The organism is Kribbella shirazensis, from assembly GCF_011761605.1.
GTDB classification, from domain to species: Bacteria; Actinomycetota; Actinomycetes; order Propionibacteriales; family Kribbellaceae; genus Kribbella; species Kribbella shirazensis.
In genome coordinates this window covers 5,577,084-5,589,777 of sequence record NZ_JAASRO010000001.1, presented here as the reverse complement: position 1 = coordinate 5,589,777, position 12,694 = coordinate 5,577,084, and the positions used below count along the sequence as shown (strand labels likewise).

12 protein-coding genes are annotated in these 12,694 nt (G+C 70.0%); 5 read left to right on the top strand and 7 right to left on the bottom strand.

Annotated features, from left to right (window positions below; all coding sequences use genetic code 11):
- Positions 1-79: 79 nt before the first annotated feature.
- Complete coding sequence (locus BJY22_RS27000) at positions 80-2,014, bottom strand: FtsX-like permease family protein (RefSeq protein WP_238350469.1); 1,935 nt, start codon at positions 2,012-2,014, stop codon at positions 80-82.
- Positions 2,011-2,778 (bottom strand): ABC transporter ATP-binding protein, encoded by a 768-nt coding sequence (locus BJY22_RS26995; RefSeq protein ID WP_167211871.1) that lies wholly within the window; start codon positions 2,776-2,778, stop codon positions 2,011-2,013. The genes BJY22_RS27000 and BJY22_RS26995 overlap by 4 nt, the downstream gene beginning before the upstream one ends.
- Before the next feature lie 109 nt (positions 2,779-2,887).
- Here BJY22_RS26995 and BJY22_RS26990 point away from each other — a divergent pair, with 109 nt between their 5' ends.
- Genes BJY22_RS26990 through BJY22_RS26975 form a run of 4 tightly spaced genes read left to right on the top strand, consistent with a single transcriptional unit; the run spans position 2,888 to position 5,635 of the window.
- Positions 2,888-4,162 (top strand): sensor domain-containing protein, encoded by a 1,275-nt coding sequence (locus BJY22_RS26990; protein WP_167211868.1) that lies wholly within the window; start codon positions 2,888-2,890, stop codon positions 4,160-4,162.
- A complete protein-coding gene (locus BJY22_RS26985; protein WP_167211865.1) occupies positions 4,144-4,797 on the top strand; it encodes a LuxR C-terminal-related transcriptional regulator in 654 nt (217 codons plus the stop codon). The genes BJY22_RS26990 and BJY22_RS26985 overlap by 19 nt, the downstream gene beginning before the upstream one ends.
- Before the next feature lie 2 nt (positions 4,798-4,799).
- A complete protein-coding gene (locus BJY22_RS26980; protein WP_167211862.1) occupies positions 4,800-5,213 on the top strand; it encodes a CoA-binding protein in 414 nt (137 codons plus the stop codon).
- Entirely contained in the window at positions 5,213-5,635 is a 423-nt protein-coding gene (locus BJY22_RS26975) for a TIGR03667 family PPOX class F420-dependent oxidoreductase (protein ID WP_167211859.1), read from the top strand. Before BJY22_RS26980 ends, BJY22_RS26975 begins: the two co-directional genes overlap by 1 nt.
- A gap of 20 nt (positions 5,636-5,655) precedes the next feature.
- Here BJY22_RS26975 and BJY22_RS26970 read toward each other — a convergent pair whose 3' ends face one another.
- The 4 genes from BJY22_RS26970 to BJY22_RS26955 are packed head-to-tail and all read right to left on the bottom strand — an operon-like array spanning position 5,656 to position 9,435.
- Complete coding sequence (locus BJY22_RS26970) at positions 5,656-5,904, bottom strand: DUF2630 family protein (RefSeq protein WP_167211857.1); 249 nt, start codon at positions 5,902-5,904, stop codon at positions 5,656-5,658.
- On the bottom strand, positions 5,901-6,668 hold the full coding sequence (locus tag BJY22_RS26965) for an ABC transporter permease (RefSeq protein WP_167211854.1): 768 nt from the start codon (positions 6,666-6,668) through the stop codon (positions 5,901-5,903). The genes BJY22_RS26970 and BJY22_RS26965 overlap by 4 nt, the downstream gene beginning before the upstream one ends.
- A gap of 6 nt (positions 6,669-6,674) precedes the next feature.
- Positions 6,675-8,378 (bottom strand): AMP-binding protein, encoded by a 1,704-nt coding sequence (locus BJY22_RS26960; protein ID WP_167211851.1) that lies wholly within the window; start codon positions 8,376-8,378, stop codon positions 6,675-6,677.
- A 10-nt stretch (positions 8,379-8,388) separates the two neighbouring features.
- Positions 8,389-9,435, bottom strand: a complete 1,047-nt coding sequence (locus BJY22_RS26955) for an ArsB/NhaD family transporter (RefSeq protein WP_167211849.1) — start codon at positions 9,433-9,435, stop codon at positions 8,389-8,391.
- 41 nt (positions 9,436-9,476) lie between these two features.
- Between BJY22_RS26955 and BJY22_RS26950 the strand changes: the two genes are divergently transcribed.
- Positions 9,477-12,182: a GNAT family N-acetyltransferase gene (locus BJY22_RS26950; RefSeq protein ID WP_167211846.1), complete on the top strand. Its 2,706-nt coding sequence runs from the start codon at positions 9,477-9,479 to the stop codon at positions 12,180-12,182.
- Here the strand turns inward: BJY22_RS26950 and BJY22_RS26945 are convergent.
- On the bottom strand, positions 12,175-12,687 hold the full coding sequence (locus BJY22_RS26945; protein WP_167211843.1) for a DUF2087 domain-containing protein: 513 nt from the start codon (positions 12,685-12,687) through the stop codon (positions 12,175-12,177). The genes BJY22_RS26950 and BJY22_RS26945 overlap by 8 nt on opposite strands.
- Between the last annotated feature and the right edge of the window lie 7 nt (positions 12,688-12,694).

Sequence of the window (12,694 nt, the reverse complement as noted above, 5' to 3'; positions counted from 1 at the left end):
TCAGCCTTGTGCCTGGACGGGCCGTCTGCGCGCCGCCGGAGGTGGCCGAAAGGACTGCCGCGGCGAAGCGGCGTCCTTTCTATGGTCTTCTCGCGGTTTCCACGACCCGTAGGAGGTAGGCGGTCGGGGCCAGGGCGGATCCGATCGTGAGGGTTAGGCAGAGGGCGCCGATGGCTAGCAGGATGCTCCACGGGATGGTTGTCGGTACGTCGGTCAGGCCGGACGTCAACGCGTTGCGCAGGAGCACGCCGACAGTGATCGTGATGACGGTGCCGAGGCTAAGGGCGACGGCTCCGACCAGCGAGGACTCCCAGAGGACCATCCGGCGTAGTTGCGCCGGCGTCGCGCCGAGTAGCCGCGAGGTGGCGAACTCGTGCCGACGCTGCAGACTGCTCATCAGGAGCGTGTTCGCGATCGCGATGGCGCTGTAGAGCGCGGCCGGGCCGAGCAGGATGATCAGACCGAACCGGTTCCCCTTCCGCAGCCCCTCGGCCTGGTCGGCCTCCCAGTCCGCGGCCAGCTGCGCGCCCGGCAGCCGCTTCACCAGCTCCGCGGGTGCCACTCCGTCGGCGGGCAGCACGAAACTGCGCTGCACCTGCGCGTCCGGTGCGTGCCGGCGGGCGACGTCCAGTGGGATCAGGAACGACGGGTTGACACCGAACGCGTCCTTGACGATCGCGACCACCCGCAGCCGCACGGGCGTCCCGTTCGGGGAGACCATCGGGATTTCGTCGCCGACGTGGTAGCCCTCGAAGCCCGACATTTCTTTGCTGATGGCAACGGTGTCACCGGTGAGCCGGCCAAGGGCACCGGACAGCACGGTGAGGTCCCGGGTCCGGGACGCGATCGCCGGGTCGATGCCCTCGACGTCCTCGAGTTCTGCGTAGTCGGCGGCGATGCGCACCAACTGGAGCGGTACCCCGGCATCGACTGCTTGCACTCCGGGCTCGCCTGGCGGTACCGGGCCGCTGACCACGATCGGTGCCCGGACCGCATCACGGATGTTCGCCGCCTCGCTGTCAGCCGCGAAGCTCAGCGTCAGCACCATCGACCCCGCAATAGCTGAGATGGCAAGAATCGGCGCCGCCAGCGACGCGCTCCGGCGCGGGGCGGTGACCACGTTGCTCCGCGCGAGCCGCCCAGAGACCTGCGTCCAGGCCACCAGCGGCGCCGCCCACAGCCTCCCGATCAGCGGTACGACGAGCGGAGCCAGCAGCGTCAGTGCGACCACCATCACCATCGGCGTGAACATCGCCAGCGGCGCCGCGCCCTCACCGGTCGACGGCCGGATCAGCGTCAGCATCACGATCGCACCGACCAGGAACAGCAGCCCGAACCCGATCCGTACCGGACCGATCCGCGGCGGCTCCAGCGCGGCTTCCCGCAATGCGTCGATCGGCCCGACCTTCCCCGCTCGCCGGGCCGCGGACCGGGCTCCGAGCATCGCAACCAGCAGTCCGGCCCCGACCGCGATCGCGAGCGGTACCCAGGGCGACGCCGGCTCCAGCTTCACCGGTGCGAGCTCGGTGTACGACGCCTTGCGCAGCAGCAGCGGTGTGGCGAGGTGAGCGGCGAGCGCACCGGTGAGGGATGCGGCGGACGCGACGACCAGCGCCTCGCCCATGATCATGCGGCGGATCTGCCGCGGAGTCGCCCCGATGAGCCGGAGCAGCCCGATTTCCTGGCGCCGGGACGCGACAGCGAACGCGAACGTGCTCGCGATGACGAAGATCGTGATGAACCCGGAGATCGTCCCCACCATGCTCAGCACGGTCTGCAGGCCGGACACGTCGGCGCCCGACAACGGCACGCTCACCCGCTGTGGCGCAGTACCGTCCCCGCCGAGTGTGGTGACGGAGATCCGAGTACCGGTCGGGCCGTCGTACGCGACCGTGGCGGCGGTCGCAGTGGCGGCCAGGCCGAGGAGGAAGACGCCGGCCGCGAGCGCGACGAACGAACCGGCGTACAGCGAGCGATGCTGCCCGACGGTCTGGCGGCTGATGCGGAACATCATCGCTCCAGCTCGCTCATCGCGGCGGCGATCTGCGCCGGGGTGGCCCGGTCGAGGTGGCCGGCGAGGAGGCCGTCGGACAGGAACAGGACGCGTTCGGCGTACGCGGCCGCGACCGGATCGTGGGTGACCATCACCACGGTCTGCCCGGCGCGGTCGGTTGCCTCGCGCAACAGCCCGAGGATCTGCCGGCTGGTGCCGCTGTCCAGGGCGCCGGTCGGTTCGTCGGCGAAGAACACCGATGGCTTGGTAATCAATGCTCGCGCGATCGCGACCCGCTGCTGCTGCCCACCTGACAGCTCCGCGGGCCGCCGTTTCGCCTTCCCCTGCAGGCCGACCTGCTCCAGAGTCCGCAGTACGTCGTTGCGCGCCGGACGCCGGCCGGTGAGGCGCAGCGGCAGGGCGACGTTGTCGTACACGGTCAGCGACGGCAGCAGGTTGTACGCCTGGAACACGAACCCCATGTCGGCCCGGCGCAGTTTGGTGAGCTGCACCTCGTTGAGGCCGCCCAAGGTGACGCCGTTGAGGACGACGTTCCCGGTGGTCGGCTGGTCGAGTCCGGCGGCGCACTGCAGCAACGTCGACTTGCCGGAGCCGGACGGCCCCATCACCGCGGTGAACGAGCCGCGCGCGAAGTGGTACGTCACGCCGCGCAACGCGTCGACCGCGCCGGCCTTGGAACGGTACGTCTTGGTGATGCCGTCCAGCAGCAGGGCCGGCGGTTCGATCGGAGCGACGGAGGGGTACGTCGGCGCGGTAGCGGTCATGGAACCAGGCAATCGCGAAAGCCACGACGAAGCGCTGGCCCGAGGGAGACAGCCGCGGTAGCGCGCACGCTACCGACCAACCGGCCGCCGCCCACCTAGGGTTGGCCTGGTGGAGAGTCCGAAGACGGTCTGGGGAGCGCTGGCGTCGCCGCGCTACCTCATCTCGTCGTGGCCGTGGCGCAGCTATGCGTACCTCCTCACCTCCGTGCCGATGGGTGCCCTGTCGATCGTCGTCCTGATCGGCATCGCGGGACTGAGCGCACTGCTCAGCCCGATCCTGATCGGCATCCTGATGCTGACCGCGTTCCCGCTCCTCGGCGCCGGGATCGGATGGATCGAACGCCGGCGGGCCGGGCTGATGCTGGTCGACGGTGTCAGCAGCCCGCACGCGAAACTGCCTGCAGGACTCACCCGGCGGGCGAGGCTGACGTATCGCCGCCGCGAGCAGGCGTCGATGCGGGCACTCGGCTACAGCTTCGTGCTCGGTGTCTTCCTGTGGCCGGTCAGCGCTGCGTTCGCCGGGATCAGCGCGACCGTGCTGCTGACGACCCTCGCGGCGCCGGTGATCGCGGACGGCGACCAGATGGGCATGGGCCCGTGGACACTGGACACGGCGCGCGAGGGGCTCGTCTTCCTGGTCCTGTTCGGGCCGGTGTTCTTTGCGGTCAGCTCGTACCTGCTCGGGTTGATCGCCGGTGCCGAGGCCGCACTCGCCCGGGCGATGCTCGGGCCGCGGCAGGAGGAGTTGCAGCGCAACCTCGCCGAACTGCGTCGATCCCGTTTGGACCTGGTCGACGCGTTCGAGACCGAGCGGGCGCGGATCGAGCGGCACCTGCACGACGGCGTACAGCAGCGGCTGGTCGGGCTGACGATGACGCTCGGGCTGGCCGAGCTGGATCTGCCCGAGGGCGAGGGCCGGCGGCTGGTGGTGAAGGCACACGCGGAGGCGGAGGCGGCGCTGGCGGATCTGCGGGCCGCCGTACGGGGGATCCATCCACGCGTTCTGGTCGATCACGGGCTGGAGGCCGCCGTACGGGAGGTGGCCGACCGGATGCCGTTGCCGGTGGCGCTGCAGTTCTCGATCGTGGCCCGGCTGCCGGCGCCGATCGAGGCCGCGGCGTACTTCGTGGTGAGCGAGGCGCTCGCGAACGTGGCCAAGCACGCCCGGGCGACCAAGTGCGAGGTGTCCGGCTGGGTGGACCGGGAACGGCTCGTCATCACCGTGCAGGACGACGGCGTCGGCGGTGCACGACCGGGGGAGGGGACCGGCTTGACCGGGCTGGTGACGCGGCTGGACGCGCTGGGCGGCACACTCGACGTCGACAGTCCACCCGGTGGACCGACCCGACTGAGAATGGAGTGCCCGTGCCAACTCGGCGATTGAGCATCGTGCTGGCAGAGGACTCGCTGTTGCTGCGCGAGGGGCTGGCAAGCATCCTTGATCGAGCTGGGCACGAGGTACGGGACAGTGTGGGCGACGCGGACACGTTGCTGGCGGTCGTCCGCAAGGACCCGCCGGACGTCGTCATCACCGACGTACGGATGCCGCCGGGGCACAGCGACGAGGGCCTGCGCGCCGCGGCGGCGATCCGGGCAGAGCTGCCCGCGATCGGCATCCTGGTGCTGTCGCAGTACGTCGCCGACGCCTATCTCTCGTCGTTGCTGGAGACAACGACCGGTGGGATCGGGTACCTGCTGAAGGACCGTGTCGGGCACGTCACCGAGTTCCTCGAGTCGCTCGACCGGGTCGCGGACGGTGGCACCGTGGTCGACCCGGAGGTGGTGCGGCAACTCCTGGCCCGACGGCGGAACGACGGACCGCTGGCGGCCCTCACCCCGCGTGAACTGGAGGTGCTCGCACTGATGGCGGAGGGCCGCGTGAACGCGTCGATCGCGGAGCACCTCGTGGTGAGCGAGGCCGCCGTCCGCAAACACGTCGGCAACATCTTCGCGAAACTACAACTGGACGACGGACTCGATCGGCGCGTGTCCGCAGTACTGACTTATCTGAGGGGCTAGAGATGGACGAGGCGATCCGGAAGATCCTGGCCGAGTGTGAGACGTGGGCGGTGGTGGGGTTGTCGAACAACACCAGCCGGGCGGCGTACGGCGTGGCGCGGTTCCTGCAGGGGCACGGCAAGCGGATCGTGCCGGTGCATCCGGCGGCGGAGACCGTGCACGGCGAGCAGGGGTACGCGACGCTCGCGGACATCCCGTTCGCGGTGGACTGCGTGGACGTGTTCGTGCGGTCGGAGCTGGCGGGCGACATCGCCGACCAGGCGGTGGGAATCAACGCGAAGGCGGTGTGGTTCCAGCTGGACGTAGTGGATCAGGACGCCTACGCGCGGACGACGGCGGCAGGACTCACCATGGTGATGGATCGTTGCCCGGCGATCGAGTGGGGGCGTCTCGGACCGGCACCCGAAGGGATCTGATGTTCTCCATCGACACGTCCACCGATTTCGGCAAGCGGATCGAGCGGCAGCTCGGCGACGAGCGGGTGGTCTGGCTGACCACCGTCGGCAGGTCGGGTACGCCGGCGCCGAACCCGGTGTGGTTCCTCTGGCACGACGGCGACATCCTGATCAGCAGCCAGCCGAACAAGGCGAAGCTGCGCAACGTCGCCGCCCACCCGCAGGTCGCGGTGCACTTCAACGCGACCTACACCGGGGGAGACGTCGGGGTCGTCTCCGGTACGGCGGTGATCGACAGCGAGCCGCTCAGCGGCGAGGCGCTGGCGGCGTACACCGCGAAGTACGCCGACGACATCGCCGGCCTCGGGATGACACCGGACCAGTTCCACTCCGACTACTCGGTCGTGATCCGGATCACCCCGGAGAAACTGCGCGGTTTCTAGCTGAGGTTCGAGCTGAGGCTCTAGTTGAGGTAGCCCTCGACGGTGTCGGCGGGGCGGGGCGTCGCGTCGTCGGGGTTCTCACCGAACTCGCGCTTCGCGCGGCGCTGGCGGAGCAGGTCCCAGCACTGGTCCAGCTCGACCTCGAGCGCCCGGAGCCGGGACTGCTCGTCGGCGTTGTCGACCTGCCCGGCAGCGTGCTTGGTCCGCAGCTCGTGCTCCTCGGCCACCAGCTCGTCGATGCGGCTGAAGATGCTCTTGTCGTCACTCATGAGGTAACGGTACGCCCGTCCGGCAGCTTGGCGCGGGACAGGAGTTCGGTGAGGACGAGGATGGCGATCGCCTCGGCCGCCACGAGTCCGATCAGTACGACGAGTTGCAGCGCGGCCGCCTTGGTCGGCGAGGCGCCGCCGAGGACCATGCCGACGAACGCGCCGGGCAGCGTCACGAGGCCGACCGTGCGGGTCTGATCGAGCGCCGGCAGCAGCGCGTCGCCGGCGATCGGTCCGACCACGAGTTTGAACGCGTCCGGCTGCAGCAGCCCGATCGACAGTCCGGCCTCGAACTCGCCGTACCGCGTGCCGTACTCGCTCAGCACCCGCCGCCCGGCGAGTGTGGTCGCGGTCATCGCGCCGCCGACGATGATGCCGCCCATCGGCAGGATGCTCGCCGGGTTCCGCGGTACGACGCCCGGCAGGATCAGCAGCAGCAGTACGGTGAACGCGCCGCACCCGATCGCGGCGGCGCAGTACGCCCACTGCCCCGGAACCTCCGCGCTGTGCCGGATCCGCCGCGTGCTCGTGATCGTGGCGACGACGAACATCAGCAGGACGAACGCGAGCGCGCCGAGCGTGTGCTGCAGCGCGACCCCGACGACCGCGCCGACCGCGGCGAGCTGTACGACCGCGCGCAGCGCCGCGGTGACGATCCCCTTGTCGTGCCGGAGCCCGGCGTACCGGGACGCGCCGACGCCGATCGCGACGAGCAGCGGCAGGACGACCACGGCCGCCCAGCCGAGGCCGGTGTCGAAGGACATCGCCGGCTACTTGAAGTCTGCTTCGTCGTACGTCTGTCCGGTGTCGCCGTTGCCCGCGACCTTGGCCGCCTCGTCCGCCCGCAGCTCGACCCGGCGGATCTTCCCGGAGATCGTCTTCGGCAGCTCGGCGAACTCGAGCCGCCTGATCCGCTTGTACGGCGCCAGGTGCTCCCGGCAGAACGCCAGGATCTCGCCGGCCAGCTCCCGCGACGGCTCGTGACCGGCCGCGAGGACGACGTACGCCTTCGGTACGGCGAGCCGCACCGGGTCCGGCGACGGTACGACGGCTGCCTCGGCGACGGCCGGGTGCTCGATCAGCACGGACTCCAGCTCGAACGGCGAGATGCGGTAGTCGCTGGCCTTGAACACGTCGTCCGAGCGCCCGACGTACGTGATGTAGCCGTCCTCGTCCCGGCTTGCGACGTCACCGGTGTGGTAGTACCCCTTGCGCATCACCTCGTCGGTGAGCTCCTGCGCGTCGCGGTACCCGCTCATCAGGGGGACCGGGGCGGGGGCGAGTTCGATGCAGATCTCGCCGTCGTCGCCGATCTCGTCGGTCGACGGATCGATCAGCGCGATGGTGTACCCGGGCAACGGGCGGCCCATCGACCCGGGCTTCACCGGCTGACCAGGGGTGTTGCCGATCTGCGCGGTCGTCTCGGTCTGGCCGTACCCGTCCCGGATCGTGATGCCCCAGGCGGTCCGGACCTGTTCGATCACCTCGGGGTTCAGCGGCTCGCCGGCCGAGATGCACTCGCGGATCCGGACCTCGACCGCGGACAGGTCGGCCTGGATCAGCATCCGCCACACCGTCGGCGGGGCGCAGAACGTCGTCACGCCGTACGTCTGCAGCACGTCGAGCATCTTCTCGGCGTTGAAGCGCGTGTAGTTGTAGAGGAACACGGTCGCCCCGGCGTTCCAGGGGGCGAAGACGTTGCTCCAGGAGTGCTTCGCCCAGCCGGGGGACGAGACGTTCAGATGGACGTCGCCCGGCTGCAACCCGATCCAGTACATCGTCGAGAGGTGGCCGAGCGGGTAGCTGACCTGTGTGTGCTCGACCAGTTTCGGCTGGCTCGTCGTACCTGACGTGAAGTACAGCGGGAGCGAGTCGTCGGCGGCGGTGTCGACGTCGGGCACCGGGCCGTCGTAGCTCTCGGAGTCCGGGTAGTGCAGCCAGCCTTCGGCCGGTTCGCCGACCGCGACGCGGAGGCAGTGGTCCGCGATCCCGGCGTACCGTCCGGCGTCGGCGCCGCTGGTGACGACGGCGCGGACGTTGCCGCGGGAGATCCGGTCGGCGAGGTCGGCGTCGGTGAGCAGCGTGGTGGCCGGGATCATCACCGCGCCGGCGCGGATGCAGCCGAGCATGGTTTCCCAGAGCTCGACCTGGTTGCCGAGCACGATCAGCACCCGGTCACCCGGCTTGAGCCCGGCCGCGGTCAGCCAGCCGGCCACCTTGCGGGAGCGCTCGGCCATCTCGGCGTACGTCCGCGTGTTGACCTCGCCGTCCTCCTCGACGATCGTCAGCGCGGCCACCTCGGGCTGCTCCACCGCGAGCGCGTCGAACCAGTCCCGCGCCCAGTTGAACCGCTCGAACTGCGGCCAGTTGAAGTCCCGGTACGCCGTCTCGTAGTCGTCGCGATGCGCCACCAAGAAGTCCCGCGCCGCCCGAAACTCCCGCGTGACCTCCGCAGTGCTCTGCTCCGTCGCCATGCTGCGCACATTACCCATTGAGCGTGAGAACAGCGCCCGTCACCACGAGTGGCGTCAGAATCAGCCCTCGCCACAGGAATGACCACCAGGAGATGTCTACGCGGGCGGCGTCGCAGCGGGATCGCCAGAGGAGGGTTGCCAGCGAGCCCCACAGGGTGAGCAGGCAGCCGCAGTTGACTCCGATGAGCAGCGCTAGCATGCGGTGCGGACTGTCGGAGGCGACGGGTTCCATGGCGAGGTACGCCGGGAGGTTGTCGAAGAGGTTCGCGCCGACGGCTGCCGTGGCGCTCAGTCGCAGCTCGGAGGTGGTACCGGCCACCCGCCGCAGGAGGTCCTCGAGGCCGTGCGAGCTCAGGAACCCGACCACGGTGAACAGCACCACGACCGTGCCGACCAGCTTGAACGGGATCAGCGACCACCGCAGCGCACTGCGGCGCCGGACCGCGAACAGAACAACCAGCGCGATCGCCCCGACGCTCGCCGGCCACGCCACCTCGATGCCCGAGACGAACGCGGGGCCGAGCAGCAGGCAAACGGCCGCCGAACCCCAGAACAGCACCTTGTCCTCGACCGCGGGCGTCGGCGGGACGAAGTAGCGCAGCCGCAGGTCACGATGGAACAGGGCGGCCAGGACCGCGACGGTGATGACGATCGCGGCCAGCGCCGGCCGCCAACTCACGGACAGATAGCTGACGTCCAGCCGGCGGAACGGGTGCAGGGCCAGCAGGTTCGTGAGGTTGGACACCGGTAGCAGGAGGGACGCCGTACCGGCCAGCCAGACGGTGGTGAACGCGAACAGCTTCGGCGGGATGTCCAGCTGGCGGGCCATCGACAGCACCACCGGCGTCAGGAGTACGGCGCAGGTGTCGAGCGACAGCACGATCGTCAGCCCGGTGGCGAGCGCGACCACGAGCAGCCACAGCCGCCACACCCGGCCGCGCGCGAGGTGGGCCGCCTCGCGGGCCGCGACGTCGAACACCTTCGCCCGGTCGGCGAGCTCGGCGATCACGGTCACCGCGATCAGGAACACCAGAACCGGCGCGATCCGCTCGACCAAATTCCCGACCTCCGCTGTTGCGGTTCGATTACCCTGTCTAGGTGCCGGACCAGTATGACCAGGAGCTCCCGGACGGCTATCCGGCGGAGTACGAGGCCGATGTCGTCCTGCGGGACGGCGCGACCGCGCACCTGCGGCCGATCACGCCGGCCGACGACGATCTGCTGGTGGCGTTCTACGCCAGGGTGTCCGAACAGTCGAAGTACTACCGCTTCTTCGCCCCGTACCCGCAGCTGTCCGACCGCGACGTCGCGCGGTTCACCCAGGTCGACTACCGGCAGCGGCTCGCCCTGATCGTGACGGTCGGTGACGAGATGATCGGTGTCGGCCGCTACGAGGGCACCGGCCGCAGTACGGCGGAAGTCGCGTTCCTGATCGAGGACGCGCACCAGGGTCGCGGGCTCGGCCAGCTGCTGCTCGAGCACCTCGCGCAGGCCGCCCGCGAGAACGGCATCCACCGGTTCGTCGCCGAGGTGCTGCCGGACAACCGGAAGATGATCACGGTCTTCACCGAGGCCGGGTACAAGGTCGCCCGGGAGTTCGAGGACGGCGTGATCATGGTCGAGTTCGACATCGCGCCGACGGACACGTCGTTCGGTGTGATGCAGGCCCGCGAGCAGCGTTCCGAGGCGCTGTCGATCGCGCGGCTGCTGACCCCGTCATCGGTCGCCGTGATCGGCGCGAGCCGCCGCGAGGGCACGATCGGCAACGCCCTGCTCCGCAACCTCCGCGACGGCGGGTTCCCCGGCCGGTTGTACGCCGTCAACACCGATGCCGATCCCCTGCGCGACACCGAGATCGAGGGCGTCGCGGCGTACCCGACGATCCGGGACGTCGACGGCACGGTCGACCTCGCGGTGGTCGCGGTGAAGGCCGAGATGGTCGCGGACGTGGTGCTGGACTGTGCCGCCAAGGGCGTGCGTGGACTGGTCGTGGTGTCCAGCGGGTTCGCCGAGATCGGGGACGAGGGGCGGAAGCGGCAGCGGTACCTCGTCGGGCTGGCGCGGTCGTACGGCATGCGCGTGATCGGCCCGAACGCACTCGGCCTGATCAACACCGCGAGCGGGGTGTCGCTGAACGCCACGCTGTCGCCGCTGATGCCGAGCAAGGGGCGGGTCGCGTTCTTCTGCCAGTCCGGCGCGCTCGGCGTACCGATCCTGGCCGATATGGTCGGTCGTGGCCTGGGCCTGTCGAGCTTCGTCTCGGCCGGCAACCGCGCCGACGTGTCCGGCAACGACCTGATGCAGTACTGGTACTCCGACGAGGCCACCGAGGTCGTGCTGCTGTACCTCGAGTCGCTCGGCAACCCGCGCAAGTTCAGCCGGGTGGCGCGGCGGCTGGCCGGGCGCAAACCGGTGGTCGCGCTGAAGTCCGGCCGCGCCACGCAGGGTGTCCCGGTCGGTCAGATGGTCCGCCGCAGCCAGTTGCCCGCAGCAACCATCGAGTCGATGTTCCGGCAGAGCGGTCTGATCGGTGTGGACACGACCGGTGAGCTGTTCGACGTCGCGCAGCTGCTCGCGCACCAGCCGCTGCCGAAGGGCCGCCGGGTCGCGATCGTCTCGAACTCCGACGCGCTGACCCTGCTCGCCCTCGACACGATGGCGGGCTGCGGCCTGGACGTCGCGGGGGAGCCGCGGAATCTGAGCGCGGACGCGACCGCGTCGGACTTCGGTCTGGCGCTGTCGGAGGTGTTCGCCGACGACTCGGTGCACTCGGTCGTGGTGATCTACACGCCGCCGGTGCAGTCGAACGGCGGTGAGGTCGCGCAGGTGCTCGCCGCGGCGGCGGCCGGTTCGGACAAGCCCGTCGTGTCGACGTTCCTGGCGTCGCGCAGTGTGCCCGAGGAGTTGCGGGTGCCGGACGAGGACGGCGGCGCGGCCCGCGGATCGATCCCGTCGTTCCTCAACCCGCAGTACGCCGTGGGCGCGCTGGCGAAGGCCACGCAGTACGCCGAGTGGCGGCGCCGGTCGGACAGCCGGATCCCGGACCTGCCGGAGGTCGACACCGCCGGGGGAGAGGACTTCGTCGCGGAGTTCCTGCAACGGCATCCGTCGGGTGCGGATCTGGACGACGCCGACCGGCAGCGGCTGCTGAGCTACTACGGGATCTCGGTGTTGCCAGCGTTCCCGGTGCTGAGCGCCGACGAGGCGGTCGCGCGGGCCACGGACCTCGGGTTCGAGGTGATCCTGAAGGCGACCGCGGAGCAGTGGCGGATGCGGCCGGACCTGGCCGACATCTGGCGGCACATCCATGACGAGGACGACATGCGGGCCGCCTGGGCCGAGATGACCCAGACGTTCGGCGTCGCGTCGGACCCGGGGCGGGCGCAGTTCGTCGTCCAGAAGATGGCGCCGCCGGGCGTGCCGGTGGTGATCTCGGCGATCGAGGACGTGTCGTTCGGCCCGGTCGTGACCTTCGGGCTGTCCGGTGTCGCCACGGATCTGCTCGGCGACCGCTCCTACCGGATGCCGCCGCTCACCACCCGCGACGCCGCCGAGATGGTCCGCGAGGTGAAAGCCGCACCGTTGCTGTACGGCTACCGCGGCTCGGACCCCGTCGACATCTCCGCGATCGAGAACCTGCTGCACCGTGTGTCCCGCCTGACGCTCGACCTCGAGGAGGTCGTCCGGCTCGACCTCCGCTCGGTCCTGGTCTCCGCCCAGGGCGCCACCGTCCTCGACACCCGGATCCGCATCGCGCCGAACGAGAAGCCCCGCCAGGACACTCCGGCGCGCCGCCTCACCTAGTACGCGTGTAGACGCTGTTCTCGCGGGTCAGGAGGCCTGCGTCGACCAGGCCGCGGCGCAGCGCCGCGTGATCGGGGTGGAAGCGGTTGAGGAGCTCGTTGACCTCGGTCTCCGGGTAGCTACGCCCGACCTCGAAGGCCTGGACGAAGTACTCCAGCACGATCCGGTACTTGTCCGGGAACGTCGGGAAGTGCGTCAGCCGCCCGTCACGGATGAACGACTTCAGCACGTTGTCGCGGGCCGGATCGGGATCCAGCGGCACCCACTCCGGCCGGTTCTCCCGTACGGCGTCCTTGAACACGCCGGCGTCCGCGGTGAACCCGTCACGGCTCGCCTCGATCAGCCCGCCCTTGGTCAGCCGTTGCAGCGCCTTCACCACGACCGGCGCGGCCAGGCCGGTGCTCCCGGCAACCTGTTCCGGAGTCGTGGCGCCGAGGACGATCGCGGAGTACGTCCGCAACCTCGACGGTTCGGCCAGCAGACCACAGAGCTGATCGGCGTTCATGCCTTCC

Bases quoted from the DNA above. Each gene is read 5' to 3' on its own strand.
- BJY22_RS27000 (WP_238350469.1), bottom strand. From the start codon at position 2,014: ATGATGTTCCGCATCAGCCGCCAGACCGTCGGGCAGCATCGCTCGCTG.
- BJY22_RS26995 (WP_167211871.1), bottom strand. From the start codon at position 2,778: ATGACCGCTACCGCGCCGACGTACCCCTCCGTCGCTCCGATCGAACCG.
- BJY22_RS26980 (WP_167211862.1), top strand. From the start codon at position 4,800: ATGGACGAGGCGATCCGGAAGATCCTGGCCGAGTGTGAGACGTGGGCG.
- BJY22_RS26975 (WP_167211859.1), top strand. From the start codon at position 5,213: ATGTTCTCCATCGACACGTCCACCGATTTCGGCAAGCGGATCGAGCGG.
- BJY22_RS26970 (WP_167211857.1), bottom strand. From the start codon at position 5,904: ATGAGTGACGACAAGAGCATCTTCAGCCGCATCGACGAGCTGGTGGCC.
- BJY22_RS26965 (WP_167211854.1), bottom strand. From the start codon at position 6,668: ATGTCCTTCGACACCGGCCTCGGCTGGGCGGCCGTGGTCGTCCTGCCG.
- BJY22_RS26960 (WP_167211851.1), bottom strand. From the start codon at position 8,378: ATGGCGACGGAGCAGAGCACTGCGGAGGTCACGCGGGAGTTTCGGGCG.
- BJY22_RS26945 (WP_167211843.1), bottom strand. From the start codon at position 12,687: ATGAACGCCGATCAGCTCTGTGGTCTGCTGGCCGAACCGTCGAGGTTG.